Origin of the sequence: Pseudomonas lyxosi, assembly GCF_047758685.1 — a bacterium.
Lineage (GTDB): Bacteria > Pseudomonadota > Gammaproteobacteria > Pseudomonadales > Pseudomonadaceae > Aquipseudomonas > Aquipseudomonas lyxosi.
In genome coordinates, this window is the sequence record NZ_CP180481.1 from 2,883,758 (window position 1) to 2,900,058 (window position 16,301).

Sequence of the window (16,301 nt, forward strand, 5' to 3'; positions counted from 1 at the left end):
TTGCTCTGTTTATCGCGCGCATGGGAGGCTCGCAGTGAATGATGGGAAAGACCCGTTATAATCAGCGCGGATTTTAACCGCAAGCCAGGCGTGCTCCATCGTGATCGAGCATGCCCTTTTATTGGAGAGATTACATGCCGTCGTTCGACGTGGTATCCGAACTGGACAAACACGAAGTCACCAACGCGGTCGAAAACGCCGTCAAGGAACTCGATCGTCGTTATGACCTGAAAGGCAAAGGCACCTTCGAGTTCAAGGAAAAGGACCTGACCGTCAACCTGACAGCTGAAGCCGATTTCCAGCTCGAAGCGATGATTGAGATCCTCAAGCTGGCCCTGGTCAAGCGCAAAATCGACGTGCAGTGCCTTGAAGTCAAGGATGCCTATGCGTCGGGCAAACTGATGAAGCAGGAAGCGGTCCTCAAGGAAGGCATCGACAAAGAGCTGGCGAAGAAAATCGTCGCTCATGTCAAAGATGCCAAGCTCAAGGTTCAGGCTGCCATTCAAGGCGAGCAAGTGCGCATTACCGGTAAGAAGCGTGACGATTTGCAGGAAGCCATCGCGGCCCTGCGCGCCAAGACGTTCGATATGCCGCTGCAGTTCAACAACTTCCGCGACTGACCTTTCAGGCGGGACCTGTGGGAGCGAGCAAGCTCGCTCCCACAGGGATTGTGTTTATTCCGGCGGGTCTTTTTCTGCCGCTCATTTTCGCGTGCCAGATGGCCGGAAATCAGGAGAATGTAGATGGATTTGAATACTGAAGTGGACAACCTGGTCAAGGCGTCTCAAGCCTGGATTCCGATGATCATGGAATACGGCAGCCGCGTGCTGCTGGCGGTGATCACCCTGGCCATCGGCTGGTGGCTGATCAACAAGGTGACGCAAAAGCTCGGCGGCCTGTTGGCGCTGCGTAACGCCGACCTCGCGCTGCAAGGCTTCATCAGCAGCCTGGCAAACATCATTCTCAAGGTTCTGCTGATCGTCAGCGTGGCATCGATGATCGGGGTGGAAACCACTTCGTTCGTCGCGGCCATTGGTGCGGCAGGTCTGGCCATCGGTCTGGCCTTGCAGGGCAGCCTGGCGAACTTCGCCGGTGGTGTGCTGATTCTGTTGTTCCGCCCGTTCCGCATTGGTGACTGGATCGAAGCCCAAGGTGTTGCCGGCACTGTCGACAGCATCCAGATCTTCCACACCGTACTGCGTACCGGCGATAACAAAACCATCATCGTGCCTAACGGCAACCTGTCGAACGGCATCATCACCAACACTAATCGTCAACCGACGCGCAAAGTTGTGTTTGATGTGGGCGTTGATTACGAAGCGGACCTGCAGAAGGCCCGTCATGTTTTGCTGGACCTGGCCAACGATGAGCGTGTTTTGGCTGATCCGGCACCTCAGGCAGTGATTTCTACCCTGGGCGACAGTTCGATTACTGTTTCCCTGCGAGTGTGGGTGAAGACGGCTGATTACTGGGATGTGTTGTTCATGTTCAACGAGCAATCCCGTGACCGGCTCAAAACGGCCGGTATCGATATCCCGTTTCCACAGCGGGTGATTCGAGTGGTTCAGGAATCTGCGGTGCAGTAAGTAACAAACAGGCAACAAAAAAAGGCCCATCCGAAGATGGGCCTTTTTGTTTGTTACCGCAAACTAACTGAATGCGATTACAAGATCGACAGCGGGTAGTCAACGATCAGACGGAACTCGTTGATATCGCCTTCAGCCTGGTCGGTATTGGCGCGGTGCCATGCCTGACGCATGCGGAAGGACAGGTCCTTCGCTGGACCGGTTTGAACTACGTACTTGGCTTCAACGTTGGTTTCGTGGTGCTTACCATCTGCACCGTAGCCGTACGAGTTGTATGGGCTGTCGGCGTCCATTTTGGTGCCGTCGATATCCCAACCTTTAACGTAACGGGTCATGAAGCTCAGGCCCGGTACGCCGTACTCAGCCATTTTCAGGTCATAACGAACTTGTGCAGACTTTTCGTTTGGACCGTTGAAGTCAGAGTACTGGATGGAGTTGGCGAGGAAGATCGAGTCGCCACCACGGTTGTTGTCACCCACACCGACGTAGTCGAACGGGGTGTCGCCGTTAACTTTCTGGAAGCCGAGAGTTACGGTATGAGCCTTCAAGAACGAGTAAGCGGCTGCCAGCGAGTACGTGGTGTTGCTGATGTCGCCCGCTTTGGCATCGCCAGTGTCGGTGGTGCGGTAGATGTTACCGTCCAGGTTAACCGACTGATCGCTACCCATTGGGATGGTGTAGTTCACGTTGGCGTAGTACTGGTTCCAGATGTCTTTGAACTTGGAACCGTAGAGCGAAACGCTCAGCTCGTCGGTAATGCCGTACTTGCCGCCGGCATAGTCCATGGTCTTGCCGGTTACAGGGTTGTCGGAGGTGCTGGAGTACTGGGAATGCAGCTCGCCGTCGCTGTTCATCTCATCCTGGCTGGAGGCCGAGTAGAAGTGACCGGCTTCCAGGTCCAGGTTGTTGATTTCGCTGCTCTGCAGTTGGAAACCGGTAGCGGTTTGAGGCAACAGACGGGAACCGCCGACAGCGAACACTGGGGAGGTGCTTGGCTGCATCTGGCCGAACTTCAGTTCAGTCTTGGAGAAGCGAGCTTTGATGGCTCCACCGGCTTTGCCGAAGCTGTCGCTGTTTTCGCCTTCGCTGTTGGTTGACAGGTTGCCCGAGCCGGAAAACTTGTCGCGGGCGTCCAGCTTGATACCCAGGTAGCCGAATGCGTCAACACCTACACCGATAAGACCTTGGGTGTAGCCGGAACTGAATACACCATGGAAACCCTGGGTCCAGTCTTTGTCATCGACTGAACGGTCTTTCTTGTCACGGTTGAAATAGTAGTTGCGAAGCAGCAAGTCGAACTTGGCGTCTTCAACAAAACCTTTGGCTTCAGCCTGGTCACTTACAAAAGGTGCGGCCGTAGCCATTTGAGTACTGGCTGCTGCTGCAACTGCCAGTGCGATCATGCTCCACTTCATCACGCGCATCGTGATTTGCTCCTTTGGTTTTAGAAGAGTACTGCCGTCCCACCTGATTTATTATCTGGGCGGCTCTTTCTTTTTGTGTCGGCGCAAACTTATATCACGCCGACCATGTTGGCGATACTTGCGCATCTAACCTTTCAGCTTCTTTACGACCCTGTCGCAAATGGCTTGGTAGATGTCGCAAATTTACAGCCCCGACGCAAGCGGACTGACAACTTTTAGCGTTGTTTTCCAAGGCCTGAGCATCGGTAAAAAGAGTCCCTGGTGAAACGCTTGAATCTCCATCGGGCAACCCTGCCACTGTTTTTATTTGCCTTAAAGCTTCCACTTCCAGCGGACGCTTTAGAGGCGATGTGGGTGTGAATGCAACAAGCGTGCACAAATCAGAATCCTGCTGGTTTTTTTTCTGAAAGCCTGCCTGTCGCTGTAAAAACCTCATAAAACCGGGGGGTTCAAGCACGTTTTGTTCGGGCTTGACGCCATGGTTTGCATCGTGTTGTACCTTCGTGGCCGACTGCGTGACAACGAAAAATGTTACCGGTTCACCCCATCGGTGAGTAAATGGGGGATGCCTGACCGACTCAGCGTAGACGCACTGTGCGGTTTTGGTGCAAAAAATTTTAATCGCTGTACTGAATTCATACAGTGCGGCCGTTTGCCAAATTCGAACGCGTCGTTGTTTATCAGTCAGTTCGGCGTTTTTTGTGTGGCTGCTGGTTCTGTAATGGTGCGCCCTGAACGAAAATGACTCATGTCGGGGCGCGTGACCGGTCGTTTGTAGTTTTTCGGGTTGGCTTCGACCATGGTTCGTCGTGAAGCCTGCGGCGTTCGCAGGTATGCTGCCGTCCTGTCGCTTGGTGCGCCGTCTCTCGGGATGGACGCTAAGCTGAAATTGATGACCAGGCGGGAGTGCGCGCAGTGTTCGCTTTAGATCCACGGCTTCAACAAGACACGTTACCGATCGGGGATTTCCCACTCTGCCGGTTGCTGCTGTCCAATGATTCGAACTACCCCTGGTTCATTCTGGTGCCACGTCGCGACGATATCAGTGAGATATTTCAGTTGGATGTCGCAGATCAACAGCAGCTGTGGCAGGAAACGACCGCACTGGCGGAAATGCTCAAGGACTCGTTCGACGCGGACAAGTTGAATGTCGCGGCCCTGGGTAACGTCGTCAGTCAGTTGCACATGCATGTGATTGTGCGCAAGCGTGAGGACGCCGCCTGGCCAGCGCCGGTCTGGGGTAAACACCCAGCCAAGCCTTATAACTCAGAGCAGATCGCGTTGATTCGCGAGCGGTTGCGCCTGGTATTGACCGATGATTTTACGTTTCTGGAGGGTTGAATCATGAGCCTGGAAGCACGCGTTACCGATCTGGAGAGCCAGCTGGCGTTTCAGGATGACACCATCCAGGCATTGAGTGATGTGCTGGCGACGCAGCAGCGTGCGGTTGAGCGCCTGCAACTGCAAATGGCCGCCTTGCTCAAGCGGCAAGAGGAAATGGCCGGTCAGTTCGAGACGTTTGAAGAAGAAGCGCCACCGCCGCATTACTGAGTGTGACCAACAGACGGGCAACAAAAAACCGCGAACAGCCAGGCTGTTCGCGGTTTTTTTTAGCCTTGAATCAGCGACGCGGCAGAGCGGCGATCACATCTTCGGCTTGCAGGCCTTTGTCACGATTCATGACGGAGAACTCCACGCGCTGGCCTTCGACCAGAACACGATGACCTTCGCCACGAATGGCCCGGAAATGCACGAAAATATCATCGCCGGAATCACGGGAAATAAAGCCGAAGCCTTTAGAGGTGTTGAACCACTTTACGGTACCGGTATCGCGGTTGCTCATGTCATAGCTTGGCGAGGCGGCGGCCGGTGAAGATTTGTAGAAGCTGATGGCCAGGTGCAGAAGAACGGCAATCAGGGCAGCGACCAGGCTGAACAGAACAGCAGGTTGACCGGCAATGACGGGCATCGGCGCGATCAGCGTCAGGGTTTGCAGGACGACGGTCAGAACCAGCAGGGCGCTGACCAGGTTTTGCAGTTGATGACGCGGGCCTTTGTTCCAGTAAGGGATAACAGGAGCGAGGGTGAGGTTGAGCAGGCCGAAAAAGGCCAGGTACAGCGCATCAGGTTGTTGCAGGTAAGGTACGGCTTCGGATCGCAGGCTAGGGATGAAGGACAACAGCAAGGCTGCTGCGCCCATTAGCAGGTGGACAATTTTCAACATTTTGAGTAACTCACGTTAAGACGGATCACAAGGAAGAGCTGATTGAGCACGGTTCGCTTCAGAACAATAAGAGGCGTTGGACACGTACCCGGTACCAGCCTATGCGCAGCCCCCGGAAAATAGGCGGTAGCGACACACTGTCTATTTAACAGCAAAGCCTGCAGCTACTCAAATCAGGCAGTCCAGCGGTGCCCTGAGGGTCGATTTGTCGCAGGTAGCCGGAGAATCCGGGGCTGCGGGGTGCCGGAAGGCTTGCTAGAGTGGTCCTGCACCTGCTGGATGAATTTCATCACCTTTAGGGGAAACGCATGGCAATCGATATCGGTATCAGTGAAGAGGATCGCAAGTCCATCGTCGACGGACTTTCGCGTCTGCTGTCGGACACTTATGTACTTTATTTGAAAACCCACAACTTCCATTGGAACGTTACCGGTCCGATGTTTCGGACCCTGCACTTGATGTTCGAGGAGCAATACAACGAGTTGGCCCTGGCCGTCGATTCGATTGCCGAGCGAATTCGCGCTCTCGGATTTCCTGCCCCGGGTGCCTATTCCATTTATGCGCGCCTTTCTTCCATTAAGGAGGAGGTGGGTGTGCCCAGTGCCGAAGACATGATCAAGCAACTTGTCGAAGGCCAGGAGGCGGTCACGCGTACTGCACGCGGGATCTTTCCACTGCTCGACAAGGTCAGTGACGAGCCAACGGCTGACCTTTTGACCCAGCGTATGCAAGTCCACGAGAAAACCGCGTGGATGCTGCGCTCCCTGCTGGACCAGTAACAATGTCGGTGCGCGGATGGCGCCCATGAGGTGTTGTTCGCGCCCGGTCTTCTCGTAACTTTAAATGTCTTTCTGTTGAATGATATTACGCCCAAGCGTGTAGGAAACTATCTGGAGTAGGACGGTCTCCATGATCGCCCTTCAGTTGTTGGCTTATCCTACGTTGATGGTCATAAAGTCATCTGGATATAACTTTGCGCCTGCGCTTTTATAGAGAAACAGCTTGTTGCTCTTATAAAAAAGCAAGGATGGCAAAGGAGTGTCAACGATATGGATTACGAAGACAGGCGAAGCGAGGGGAGTGGCGGTCCAGTCAAGGATATAAGGATTGATCCATTTGTCAGCGAATTTGATATGGGCCTGGCCCAGCCTTTATCCCGGTCAGTGCGGCTGAATGGCTTTGCAACCTGCTTGCGGCTTGAACAGGTCTATTGGGATATTTTGGGCGACATGGCCAAGGTCAACTGCTGTACGGTCAGTGCGTTGTTGTCCCATGTGGACCGCGAGGTGCATTTACGTCACGGCGGGGTCAAGAACTTCACCGGGCTGGTGCGGGTTGTGTGCGTCGTGCACAGCCTGAAGGAAGGCGGCTGCGTCGCCATGCCTTAGCCACAAGGGGTGGAATGGGTAGAGTGTCGGTCTGTGCAGTCTTACGGCTGCACAGGCTGCATTTAATGGATATAATCCCGCTCTTTGCCGCAAAACCCAGCGTGTGCGGTAGCAATCTGATCGCCGAGACAACCCCCATGCCGATGTACGACTATCAATGTGCTTCCTGTGGTCATCAGTTGGAAGCCATTCAAAAGATCAGCGCAGCACCGCTGGTCGACTGCCCTGCCTGCCAGGCGCCAGAGCTTAAGAAGATGCTGTCCATGCCGGGCTTCCGCCTTAGCGGCACCGGCTGGTACGAAACCGATTTCAAGACCGGTTCCAAGAAGAATCTGGCCGGCGGCGACAAAGCTGACTAGGGTCTTGAACCTGAGTTGAACGACACGTGCGAGCTCTTGCAACCTCAGCAAGGCCTCCAACCGAATTTCGAATTACGAGAAGCGAAACCACTACCATGATGCGCAGCCATTATTGCGGCCAACTGAACGAAAGCCTGGAAGGCCAGGAAATTACCCTTTGCGGATGGGTTCACCGTCGCCGTGACCACGGTGGGGTGATTTTCCTCGATATCCGTGATCGTGACGGTCTGGCCCAGGTGGTGTTCGACCCGGACCGCGCTGAATCCTTCGCCGCCGCCGATCGCGTGCGCAGCGAATACGTGGTCAAGATCACTGGCAAGGTTCGCCTGCGTCCGGCCGGTGCCACCAACGCCAACATGGCGTCGGGCATGATCGAAGTGCTGGGCTACGAGCTTGAAGTGCTGAACGAATCGGAAACCCCGCCGTTCCCGCTCAACGAGTTCTCCGACGTCGGCGAAGAAACCCGTCTGCGCTATCGCTTCCTCGACCTGCGTCGCCCGGAAATGCTCGAGAAGCTGCGTCTGCGTTCGCGTATGACCACCAGCATCCGTCGCTTCCTGGACGAGAACGGCTTCCTCGATGTCGAGACGCCGATTCTGACCCGCGCCACGCCAGAAGGCGCTCGCGACTACCTGGTGCCGAGCCGTACTCACGCAGGTAGCTTCTTCGCCTTGCCGCAATCGCCACAGCTGTTCAAGCAACTGCTGATGGTTGCCGGCTTCGACCGTTACTACCAGATCGCCAAGTGCTTCCGCGATGAAGATCTGCGCGCCGACCGTCAGCCGGAATTCACCCAGATCGACATCGAGACCAGCTTCCTCGATGAAAAAGAGATCATGGGTATCACCGAAAAAATGATCCGCAACCTGTTCAAGGAAGTGCTGGACCTGGAGTTCGGTGACTTCCCGCACATGACCTTTGAAGAGGCCATGCGTCGTTACGGTTCCGACAAGCCGGACCTGCGTAACCCGCTGGAACTGGTTGACGTTGCCGATCAACTGAAAGAAGTCGACTTCAAGGTGTTCAGCGGCCCTGCCAACGACCCGAAATGCCGCGTTGCCGCTCTGCGCGTTCCTGGCGCAGCAAGCATGCCGCGCAAGCAGATCGACGACTACACCAAGTTCGTCGGTATCTACGGTGCCAAGGGTCTGGCGTACATCAAGGTCAACGAGCGCGCCAAAGGCGTTGAAGGTCTGCAATCGCCGATCGTCAAGAACATCCCTGAAGCCAACCTCAATGTGATCCTTGATCGCGTTGGTGCGGTTGACGGTGACATCGTGTTCTTCGGTGCCGACAAAGCCAAGATCGTCAGCGAAGCCCTGGGCGCGTTGCGGATCAAGGTCGGTAACGATCTGAACCTCCTGACTTGCGAGTGGGCACCGATGTGGGTTGTCGACTTCCCGATGTTCGAAGAGAACGACGACGGCAGCTTCACTGCTTTGCACCACCCGTTCACCGCGCCGAAGTGCACCCCGGAAGAACTGGAAGCCAACCCGGCGACCGCTCTGTCCCGTGCCTACGACATGGTCCTGAACGGCACCGAGTTGGGTGGCGGTTCGATCCGTATCCACCGCAAGGAAATGCAACAGTCGGTGTTCCGTCTGCTGGGTATCAGTGAAGCAGAACAGGAAGAGAAATTTGGCTTCCTGCTCGACGCCCTGAAATACGGCGCGCCGCCGCACGGTGGCCTGGCCTTCGGTCTGGACCGTCTGGTGATGCTGATGACCGGCGCCCAGTCGATCCGTGAAGTGATCGCCTTCCCGAAAACCCAGAGCGCCGCTTGCGTCATGACTCAGGCCCCGGGTGTGGTTGATGCCAAGGCACTGCGCGAACTGCACATTCGTCTGCGCGAAACGCCTAAAGCTGAGTAAGGCTGACCAGAAGGGCGCATCTTCGGATGCGCCCTTTCTTTATAGAATGGTCGAGATTTTTATTTGCCGGCTGGCGCGTCATGGCGCGGCGGGCAATGTTTCAAAGAGAATTCGGAGCGAGATATGGCGGGTCATTCCAAGTGGGCGAACATCAAGCACCGCAAAGAACGTCAGGATGCCAAGAAGGGCAAGATTTTCACCAAGTGGATTCGTGAGCTGACCGTTGCTGCCCGTCAGGGCGGTGGTGATCCGGGTTCCAACCCGCGTTTGCGTCTGGCGCTGGACAAGGCCCTCGGCGCGAACATGAGCCGCGACATCATTGATCGCGCGGTCGCCCGCGGTGCCGGTGCTGCCGATACCGACGACATGGTCGAGCTGACCTACGAAGGCTACGGCCCGGGCGGCGTGGCGGTGATGGTTGAGTGCATGACCGACAACCGCAACCGCACGGCAGCCGCTGTTCGCCATGCGTTCAGCAAGTGCGGCGGCAACCTCGGTACGGACGGCTCGGTGGCCTATCTGTTCGAGCGCAAGGGGCAGATTTCCTTCGCGCCGGGCGTCGATGAAGATGCGCTGATGGAAGCGGCGATGGAGGCCGATGCCGATGACGTGGTGACCCACGAAGACGGTTCCATCGACGTATTCACCTCGTTCGCCGGTTTCTACTCCGTGCGTAACGCGCTGGAAGCGGCCGGTTTCAAAGGTGATGACGCGGAAATCGTGATGTTGCCGACCACCAGTGCCGAACTGGACCTGGAAGGCGCCGAGAAGGTTCTCAAGCTGATCGACATGCTTGAGGACCTGGATGACGTGCAGAACGTTTACTCCAACGCGGATATTCCTGAGTCGGTAGCCGCGCAGCTCGGTTGATTGATCTGCAATACTCTTGAAGCCGGAAGTGCAGGCCGTGATGAACTCATCGCCACGCGCGTCCGGCTTCTGCCTTTACGCCGTGCAAGTGTTTGCCGGCGGGCATCATTTTGAAGCTGCAGGCGTTATGACTTTAATTCTTGGTATCGACCCCGGTTCGCGCATTACCGGTTATGGCGTAGTACGTGATACCGGGCGTGGTTGCGTGTACGTGGCGTCGGGCTGCATTCGGACAGGTTCCGGCGAGCTGCATGAACGCTTGCAAATCGTCTATCGCGGCGTGCGCGAAGTCATCCAGACCTACGGCCCGGTGACCATGGGCATCGAAAAGGTCTTCATGGCGCGCAACGCCGACTCTGCGCTGAAACTTGGCCAGGCCCGCGGCGCAGCTATTGTTGCCGGGGCGGAAGAAAGCCTGGAAATCGCTGAATACACCGCGACCCAGGTCAAGCAGGCGGTAACCGGAACCGGCGCGGCGAATAAAGAGCAGGTGCAAATGATGGTCATGCACATGCTGAAACTGACCAGCAAGCCGCAAATCGATGCCTCGGACGCCCTGGCCATTGCCATTTGCCATGCTCACACCCGCTCCAGCCTGTTGCCCCATGGCCTGGGAACGGCACGCAGTCGTGGCGGGCGCCTGCGTCTCTGATAGCATCAGCAATCATTTTTTATGGAGCGAGGGTTTTGCGCCTGTGTCGTCGGCGCAAAACCTTTGTTCTGTCAGTCGCCAGCACTGATCTGGCCAACGCTCAAGGATCTGAAACGTGATTGGACGCTTGCGCGGCACACTGGCTGAGAAACAGCCGCCGCACCTGATTCTGGATGTAAACGGTCTGGGGTATGAGCTGGAAGTGCCCATGACCACGCTTTATCGCTTGCCGTCGGTCGGTGAACCGCTGACCTTGCACACCCATTTGGTCGTACGCGAAGACGCGCAGTTACTCTATGGCTTCTTCGGCAAGCGTGAGCGAGACTTTTTTCGCGAGTTGATCCGTCTCAATGGTGTGGGGCCGAAATTGGCCCTGGCCCTGATGTCGAGCCTGGAAGTCGATGAATTGGTCCGCTGCGTGCAGTCCCAGGACACCTCGGCCCTGACCAAGGTGCCGGGCGTGGGCAAGAAGACCGCCGAGCGTTTGCTGGTGGAACTCAAGGATCGCTTCAAGGCGTGGGAGACTGTACCGGCGATGTTCGCCCTGGTACCGAACCAACCGGGTGGGCCAGATGCGGCTCCGGTCGCCACCGCCGAAAATGACGCGGTCAGCGCGCTGATCTCCCTGGGCTACAAGCCGCAGGAAGCCAGCAAGGCGATTTCTGCGATCAAGGAGAAAGGTTTGAGCAGTGAAGACATGATTCGTCGTGCCCTGAAGGGAATGATCTAAGTGATTGAAGCTGATCGTCTGATTGCCGCCACACCTGGCCCTCGTGACCGCGAGGAAGTCCAGGACCGGGCGATTCGCCCTGTCAGCCTGGCCGAGTACATTGGCCAGCCGACCGTTCGCGAGCAAATGGAGTTGTTCATCCAGGCTGCCCGTGGGCGCAATGAATCCCTGGACCACACGCTGATTTTCGGCCCGCCGGGCCTGGGTAAAACCACCCTGGCCAACATCATTGCCCAGGAAATGGGCGTCTCGATCAAAAGCACTTCGGGCCCGGTGCTTGAGCGCCCGGGTGACCTGGCGGCGCTGCTGACCAATCTTGAGCCTCACGATGTGCTGTTCATCGACGAAATCCATCGGCTCTCACCGATCGTCGAAGAAGTGCTGTACCCGGCCATGGAAGATTTCCAGCTCGACATCATGATCGGCGAAGGACCGGCCGCGCGCTCGATCAAGCTTGATCTGCCGCCGTTCACCCTGGTCGGTGCAACGACCCGTGCCGGCATGCTGACCAATCCGCTGCGCGACCGTTTCGGCATCGTCCAGCGTCTGGAGTTCTACAACACCGCGGATCTGGCAACGATTGTCAGTCGTTCGGCTAACATCCTTGGCTTGCCGCTGGACCCGGAAGGCGCTTTCGAAATCGCCCGCCGTGCCCGTGGTACGCCGCGGATCGCCAACCGCTTGCTGCGCCGGGTTCGGGATTTCGCCGAAGTACGCGCCAAGGGCCACATCACCAAACCGATCGCCGACCTGGCCTTGAACCTGCTGGATGTCGACGAGCGCGGCTTCGATCACCAGGATCGACGTCTGTTGTTGACCATGATCGAGAAGTTCGACGGTGGGCCGGTCGGGGTCGATAGCCTCGCCGCAGCCATCAGTGAAGAGCGCCACACCATTGAAGACGTGCTGGAGCCGTACCTGATCCAGCAGGGCTACATCATGCGTACGCCGCGGGGGCGAGTGGTGACCCGGCATGCGTACCTGCACTTCGGTTTAAACATCCCGTCACGATTGGGCGAGATGCCCGTGGTAGACGAATTCCTCGATGCCGTGGACGATTAATAACCTTTGCGCGCTGATTTATTCGGGGTTTGTGCGGTCTCAGGACCGTACTTTCGCCAGAAAGCCGTGAATCAATGAAAAACAGTTGCCTGGCCGGATTGGCAACCTGAGGAGTAAGCACTAGAGTATGCGCGCGCAAAACGGGCTTGAGCCTTTCGCACTTCGTTGTCGCGTTTATTACGAGGACACCGATGCGGGCGGCATCGTGTATTACGTCAATTACCTCAAGTTTATGGAACGGGCTCGAACCGAGCGGCTCCGGGAGCTGGGCTTTGCCCAATCCCAGCTTGCAGGTGAGGACCTGTTGTTCGTCGTGCATTCCAGCGAAGCGCGTTACCACGCGCCGGCGCGACTGGATGACGAACTGCTGGTAAGCGCTGAAGTAATCGAATTGAACCGTGTCAGCCTGCGCTTCAAACAGCAGGTCAGGCGAGCCACGGATAATGCGCTGCTCTGCGAAGGGCAGTTTTTGGTGGCCTGTGTGCGCACTAACAGTTTGAAACCCCGGGCCATTCCCGAAGCTCTACGTGCGGCCTTTGCCGACGTGAGCGGCGCGGGTACACACTCAAAGCAGGAGATAAAGCGTGGAAGCTAACGTCGTCGACCATTCCTCCATGTGGAGCCTGGTCAGCAATGCCAGTATCGTGGTGCAACTGGTAATGCTGATCCTGGTAGCCGCATCGGTGACCTCATGGATCATGATCTTTCAGCGCAGCAACCTGCTGCGCGCCGGTCGACGTGCCCTGGAGAGCTTTGAAGAGCGCTTCTGGTCGGGTATCGACCTGTCCAAACTCTACCGTCAGGCCGGCAGCAACCCTGATCCGGATTCGGGTGTAGAGCAGATTTTCCGTGCCGGTTTCAAGGAATTCTCCCGTCTGCGCCAGCAGCCAGGCGTTGACCCTGAAGCGGTCATGGAAGGCGTGGCCCGTGCCATGCGCGTCGCCATTTCCCGCGAAGAAGAAAAGCTCGAGCAGAGCCTGCCGTTCCTCGCGACCGTAGGTTCCGTCAGCCCGTACATCGGTCTGTTCGGTACCGTCTGGGGGATCATGAACTCCTTCCGTGGTCTGGCAACTGCCCAGCAAGCGACGCTGGCCACTGTGGCTCCAGGTATCGCCGAGGCACTGATTGCAACCGCGATCGGTCTGTTCGCCGCCATCCCGGCCGTTATCGCTTACAACCGTTTTGCTGCTCGCAGTGAAACCCTGCTGGGCCGTTACTACACCTTCGCCGATGAATTCCAGGCGATCCTGCACCGCAAAGTGCACACCAGCGAAGAATAAGCAGGTAATTTCCAATGGCTTTAATCGCTCGAGCTCGCAAAAAGCGCAAGCCGGTTGCCGAGATGAACGTGGTGCCTTACATCGACGTGATGTTGGTGCTGCTGGTCATCTTCATGGTGACCGCTCCGATGCTCAATCAGGGCGTGAAAGTTGATCTGCCCAAGGTTTCCAGCGAAGCCTTGCCGCAGGACAACAACACCCAGGTCCTGACCATTTCGATCAAGTCTGACAAGACCTACTACTGGAACCTTGGCAGCGAAGTCGACACTGAAAAGCAACAGGACAAGGCCATGACCTTGCCGCAGATGACGGACGCCGTGACCAAGATCATTCGCGCCGGCACTGAAGGTGGCAAGCGTACTCAGGTGTTCATCCGCGGCGACAAGACCGTCGACTACGGTTCCGTCATGGGCGCCATGGGCGGGTTGCAAAAAGCCGGGGTCGGTAATGTTGGCTTGATTACCGAGGCACCCTGATGCAGCAAATGCGAGAGCCGTCCGCCTCGGAAAGCTACTTCTGGCCTAGTGTCTGGGCGCTTGTCTTGCACGTGCTGGTTTTCGGCATGCTGTTCGTCAGTTTCGCCTTCACGCCCGAACTGCCGCCGGCCAAGCCGATTGTCCAGGCGACCCTGTACCAACTGAAATCGAAAAGTCAGGCGACCACCCAGACCAATCAGAAGATTGCGGGTGAGGCGAAGAAATCCGCCGCGCGCCAGACCGAAGTCGAACAGATGGAACAGAAAAAGATCGAGCAGGAAGCGATCAAAGCCGCGGAACAAAAGAAGGAAGATGCGGCTCAAAAAGCCGAAGAATCCAAAAAGGCCGACGAGACGAAGAAAGCGGAAGAGGCTAAAAAGGCTGATGAAGCCAAGAAAGCCGATGAAGCGAAGAAGACCGCCGAAGCTAAAAAGGCCGAAGAGAAACAATTGGCTGATATAGCCAAGAAGAAGTCTGAAGAAGAAGCCAAGAAAGCAGCTGAAGAAGAGGCCAAGAAAGCGGCCGCTGAAGAAGCGAAGAAAAAGATCGTCGAAGACGCGAAGAAGAAAGCCGCGGAAGACGCCAAGAAGAAATCTGAAGCTGAAGACGCGAAGAAGAAAGTCGCCGAAGACGCGAAGAAGAAAGCTGCTGCCGATGCTGCGAAGAAAAAATCGCAGGAAGCGGCACGTAAATCCGCCGAAGACAAAAAGGCCCAGGCCCTGGCAGATTTGCTTTCCGACACGCCGCAGCGTCAGCAGGCCTTGGCGGATGAGCAGGGTGACGAAGTCGCCGGTAGTTTCGATGATCTGATCCGTGCTCGTGCAGCGGAAGGCTGGGCTCGTCCACCTTCGGCCCGCAAAGGCATGACAGTCGTGTTGCAAATCGGCATGTTGCCGGACGGTACGTTGACTTCGGTCAGCGTGGCCAAGTCCAGTGGCGATGGTCCATTTGACGCTTCGGCTGTAGCAGCGGTGAAGAATATTGGACGTTTGACAGAAATGCAGGGAATGAAGCCGAGCGATTTCGCTCCGTATCGTTCATTCAAGATGACATTCACACCTGAGGATCTAGCCTTGTGAGAAACCTTCTTCGAGGAATGCTTGTCGTTATCTGCTGCATGGCAGGGATAGCGGCAGCAGATGAGAAAAACATTCTGGTCACCAGCGGCAGTGATCGGGCCACCCCGATCGCAGTCGTTCCGTTTGGCAACCAGGGCGGCAGCGTGCTGCCGGACGACATGGCCGAAATCATCGGTAACGACCTGCGCAACTCGGGTTACTACTCGCCGATTCCAAAACAGAACATGATCAGCCAGCCAAGCCAGGCCAGCGAAATCATCTTCCGTGACTTCAAGGCGCTGGGTGCCCAGTACGTCATGGTCGGCAGCATTGCTCCAGCGGGCGGTCGCCTGCAGGTTCAATACGCACTGTTCAACGTCGCCACCGAGCAGCAAGTGCTGACCGGCAGCGTGTCGGGCAGCGTCGATCAACTGCGTGACATGTCGCACTACATTGCGGACCAGTCGTTCGAAAAACTCACCGGTATCAAAGGTGCGTTCTCGACTCGTCTGCTGTACGTGACAGCCGAGCGTTTCTCCGAGAAGAACACTCGCTACACGCTGCAACGTTCGGACTATGACGGTGCCCGTGCTGTGACCCTGCTGCAATCGCGCGAGCCGATCCTGTCGCCGCGTTTCGCACCGGACGGCAAGCGCATCGCTTATGTGTCGTTCGAGCAGAAGCGTCCGCGTATCTTCATGCAGAACATCGACACCGGTCGCCGTGAGCAGATCACCAACTTCGAAGGCCTGAATGGCGCGCCAGCATGGTCGCCGGATGGCAATCGTCTGGCATTCGTACTGTCGAAAGATGGCAACCCGGACATCTACGTGATGAACCTGGGTTCGCGTCAGATCACTCGTGTCACTAACGGTCCGGGCATCAACACCGAACCGTTCTGGGGTAAAGATGGTTCGACCATCTACTTCACCTCGGACCGTGGCGGCAAGCCGCAGATCTACAAAACCAGCGCAGGCGGTGGTGGTGCGGAACGTGTGACCTTTATCGGTAACTACAACGCCAACCCTAAGCTTTCGGCTGATGAAAAGACCCTGGTGATGATCCATCGTCAGGAAGGTTTCACTAATTTCAAGGTGGCGGCCCAGGATTTGCAGCGCGGAAGCGTAAAAATCCTCACTGATAGCACTCTGGACGAGTCGCCTACTGTTGCGCCCAACGGCACCATGGTAATCTACGCCACCCGCCAGCAGGGCCGGGGAGTCTTGATGCTCGTGTCCATTAATGGACGCGTAAGGCTCCCGCTTCCTACCGCACAAGGCGAAGTCAGAGAACCTTCCTGGTCCCCTTACCTGAACTGACG

Annotated in this window: 20 protein-coding genes; 17 read left to right on the top strand and 3 right to left on the bottom strand. The window is 56.6% G+C overall.

Translation table 11 applies throughout. The annotated features are described in order from the left end of the window. Positions 1 to 134 precede the first annotated feature (134 nt). Entirely contained in the window at positions 135 to 620 is a 486-nt protein-coding gene (locus tag ACMXYI_RS13190; RefSeq protein WP_007906601.1) for a YajQ family cyclic di-GMP-binding protein, read from the top strand. 123 nt (positions 621 to 743) lie between these two features. Next, positions 744 to 1,586 (top strand): mechanosensitive ion channel family protein, encoded by an 843-nt coding sequence (locus tag ACMXYI_RS13195; protein ID WP_415773546.1) that lies wholly within the window; start codon positions 744 to 746, stop codon positions 1,584 to 1,586. A gap of 77 nt (positions 1,587 to 1,663) precedes the next feature. On the opposite strand, the gene ACMXYI_RS13200 is transcribed toward ACMXYI_RS13195, so the two are convergent. Both ACMXYI_RS13200 and ACMXYI_RS13205 read right to left on the bottom strand, forming a co-directional pair. Next, positions 1,664 to 3,010, bottom strand: a complete 1,347-nt coding sequence (locus ACMXYI_RS13200; protein ID WP_415773547.1) for an OprD family porin — start codon at positions 3,008 to 3,010, stop codon at positions 1,664 to 1,666. A 94-nt stretch (positions 3,011 to 3,104) separates the two neighbouring features. Next, positions 3,105 to 3,467 carry a hypothetical protein gene (locus tag ACMXYI_RS13205; RefSeq protein WP_415773548.1) on the bottom strand — a complete coding sequence of 121 codons (363 nt, stop codon included), beginning with the start codon at positions 3,465 to 3,467 and terminating at the stop codon, positions 3,105 to 3,107. Positions 3,468 to 3,925: 458 nt separating this feature from the next. Here ACMXYI_RS13205 and ACMXYI_RS13210 point away from each other — a divergent pair, with 458 nt between their 5' ends. After that, positions 3,926 to 4,351, top strand: a complete 426-nt coding sequence (locus ACMXYI_RS13210; protein ID WP_150658534.1) for an HIT domain-containing protein — start codon at positions 3,926 to 3,928, stop codon at positions 4,349 to 4,351. Positions 4,352 to 4,354: 3 nt separating this feature from the next. Continuing rightward, positions 4,355 to 4,561 carry a SlyX family protein gene (locus ACMXYI_RS13215; RefSeq protein WP_008147392.1) on the top strand — a complete coding sequence of 69 codons (207 nt, stop codon included), beginning with the start codon at positions 4,355 to 4,357 and terminating at the stop codon, positions 4,559 to 4,561. Positions 4,562 to 4,631: 70 nt separating this feature from the next. Here the strand turns inward: ACMXYI_RS13215 and ACMXYI_RS13220 are convergent, their stop codons facing one another. Then, positions 4,632 to 5,234, bottom strand: coding sequence for a cold-shock protein (locus ACMXYI_RS13220; RefSeq protein WP_008147390.1), 603 nt, complete (start codon positions 5,232 to 5,234; stop codon positions 4,632 to 4,634). 308 nt (positions 5,235 to 5,542) lie between these two features. Here ACMXYI_RS13220 and ACMXYI_RS13225 point away from each other — a divergent pair, with 308 nt between their 5' ends. From ACMXYI_RS13225 to tolB, 13 genes are all read left to right on the top strand, one after another. After that, positions 5,543 to 6,013: a Dps family protein gene (locus tag ACMXYI_RS13225; protein WP_129437851.1), complete on the top strand. Its 471-nt coding sequence runs from the start codon at positions 5,543 to 5,545 to the stop codon at positions 6,011 to 6,013. Between the two features lie 270 nt (positions 6,014 to 6,283). Then, entirely contained in the window at positions 6,284 to 6,622 is a 339-nt protein-coding gene (locus ACMXYI_RS13230) for a ribbon-helix-helix domain-containing protein (protein WP_415773549.1), read from the top strand. A 137-nt stretch (positions 6,623 to 6,759) separates the two neighbouring features. Further along, on the top strand, positions 6,760 to 6,981 hold the full coding sequence (locus tag ACMXYI_RS13235) for an FmdB family zinc ribbon protein (RefSeq protein WP_010457489.1): 222 nt from the start codon (positions 6,760 to 6,762) through the stop codon (positions 6,979 to 6,981). 95 nt (positions 6,982 to 7,076) lie between these two features. Next, the gene (gene aspS, locus ACMXYI_RS13240; RefSeq protein WP_415773550.1) at positions 7,077 to 8,852 is read left to right on the top strand and encodes an aspartate--tRNA ligase; all 1,776 of its coding nucleotides are present in this window, start codon (positions 7,077 to 7,079) and stop codon (positions 8,850 to 8,852) included. Between the two features lie 123 nt (positions 8,853 to 8,975). Then, complete coding sequence (locus ACMXYI_RS13245) at positions 8,976 to 9,722, top strand: YebC/PmpR family DNA-binding transcriptional regulator (protein ID WP_008072427.1); 747 nt, start codon at positions 8,976 to 8,978, stop codon at positions 9,720 to 9,722. A gap of 127 nt (positions 9,723 to 9,849) precedes the next feature. Beyond that, a complete protein-coding gene (gene ruvC / locus ACMXYI_RS13250; protein WP_008147379.1) occupies positions 9,850 to 10,374 on the top strand; it encodes a crossover junction endodeoxyribonuclease RuvC in 525 nt (174 codons plus the stop codon). A gap of 115 nt (positions 10,375 to 10,489) precedes the next feature. Next, positions 10,490 to 11,104: a Holliday junction branch migration protein RuvA gene (gene ruvA, locus ACMXYI_RS13255; protein WP_064679388.1), complete on the top strand. Its 615-nt coding sequence runs from the start codon at positions 10,490 to 10,492 to the stop codon at positions 11,102 to 11,104. Beyond that, the gene (gene ruvB, locus ACMXYI_RS13260; RefSeq protein WP_008147374.1) at positions 11,105 to 12,166 is read left to right on the top strand and encodes a Holliday junction branch migration DNA helicase RuvB; all 1,062 of its coding nucleotides are present in this window, start codon (positions 11,105 to 11,107) and stop codon (positions 12,164 to 12,166) included. Between the two features lie 127 nt (positions 12,167 to 12,293). Next, positions 12,294 to 12,761: a tol-pal system-associated acyl-CoA thioesterase gene (gene ybgC / locus ACMXYI_RS13265; RefSeq protein ID WP_008147372.1), complete on the top strand. Its 468-nt coding sequence runs from the start codon at positions 12,294 to 12,296 to the stop codon at positions 12,759 to 12,761. Further along, positions 12,751 to 13,446, top strand: coding sequence for a protein TolQ (tolQ, locus tag ACMXYI_RS13270; protein WP_008147369.1), 696 nt, complete (start codon positions 12,751 to 12,753; stop codon positions 13,444 to 13,446). Before ybgC ends, tolQ begins: the two co-directional genes overlap by 11 nt. Before the next feature lie 23 nt (positions 13,447 to 13,469). Beyond that, complete coding sequence (tolR, locus tag ACMXYI_RS13275) at positions 13,470 to 13,922, top strand: protein TolR (protein ID WP_162556275.1); 453 nt, start codon at positions 13,470 to 13,472, stop codon at positions 13,920 to 13,922. Further along, the gene (gene tolA, locus ACMXYI_RS13280; protein ID WP_348127402.1) at positions 13,922 to 15,001 is read left to right on the top strand and encodes a cell envelope integrity protein TolA; all 1,080 of its coding nucleotides are present in this window, start codon (positions 13,922 to 13,924) and stop codon (positions 14,999 to 15,001) included. Before tolR ends, tolA begins: the two co-directional genes overlap by 1 nt. Positions 15,002 to 15,018: 17 nt before the next feature. Then, the gene (gene tolB / locus ACMXYI_RS13285; protein ID WP_166675809.1) at positions 15,019 to 16,299 is read left to right on the top strand and encodes a Tol-Pal system beta propeller repeat protein TolB; all 1,281 of its coding nucleotides are present in this window, start codon (positions 15,019 to 15,021) and stop codon (positions 16,297 to 16,299) included. Positions 16,300 to 16,301: the final 2 nt, after the last annotated feature.

Bases quoted from the DNA above. Each gene is read 5' to 3' on its own strand.
- ACMXYI_RS13220 (WP_008147390.1), bottom strand. From the start codon at position 5,234: ATGTTGAAAATTGTCCACCTGCTAATGGGCGCAGCAGCCTTGCTGTTG.
- ACMXYI_RS13245 (WP_008072427.1), top strand. From the start codon at position 8,976: ATGGCGGGTCATTCCAAGTGGGCGAACATCAAGCACCGCAAAGAACGT.
- aspS (WP_415773550.1), top strand. From the start codon at position 7,077: ATGATGCGCAGCCATTATTGCGGCCAACTGAACGAAAGCCTGGAAGGC.
- ACMXYI_RS13215 (WP_008147392.1), top strand. From the start codon at position 4,355: ATGAGCCTGGAAGCACGCGTTACCGATCTGGAGAGCCAGCTGGCGTTT.
- ACMXYI_RS13230 (WP_415773549.1), top strand. From the start codon at position 6,284: ATGGATTACGAAGACAGGCGAAGCGAGGGGAGTGGCGGTCCAGTCAAG.
- ACMXYI_RS13190 (WP_007906601.1), top strand. From the start codon at position 135: ATGCCGTCGTTCGACGTGGTATCCGAACTGGACAAACACGAAGTCACC.
- ACMXYI_RS13225 (WP_129437851.1), top strand. From the start codon at position 5,543: ATGGCAATCGATATCGGTATCAGTGAAGAGGATCGCAAGTCCATCGTC.
- ACMXYI_RS13235 (WP_010457489.1), top strand. From the start codon at position 6,760: ATGCCGATGTACGACTATCAATGTGCTTCCTGTGGTCATCAGTTGGAA.
- ACMXYI_RS13195 (WP_415773546.1), top strand. From the start codon at position 744: ATGGATTTGAATACTGAAGTGGACAACCTGGTCAAGGCGTCTCAAGCC.
- tolA (WP_348127402.1), top strand. From the start codon at position 13,922: ATGCAGCAAATGCGAGAGCCGTCCGCCTCGGAAAGCTACTTCTGGCCT.
- tolB (WP_166675809.1), top strand. From the start codon at position 15,019: ATGCTTGTCGTTATCTGCTGCATGGCAGGGATAGCGGCAGCAGATGAG.
- ruvC (WP_008147379.1), top strand. From the start codon at position 9,850: ATGACTTTAATTCTTGGTATCGACCCCGGTTCGCGCATTACCGGTTAT.
- ybgC (WP_008147372.1), top strand. From the start codon at position 12,294: ATGCGCGCGCAAAACGGGCTTGAGCCTTTCGCACTTCGTTGTCGCGTT.
- ACMXYI_RS13200 (WP_415773547.1), bottom strand. From the start codon at position 3,010: ATGCGCGTGATGAAGTGGAGCATGATCGCACTGGCAGTTGCAGCAGCA.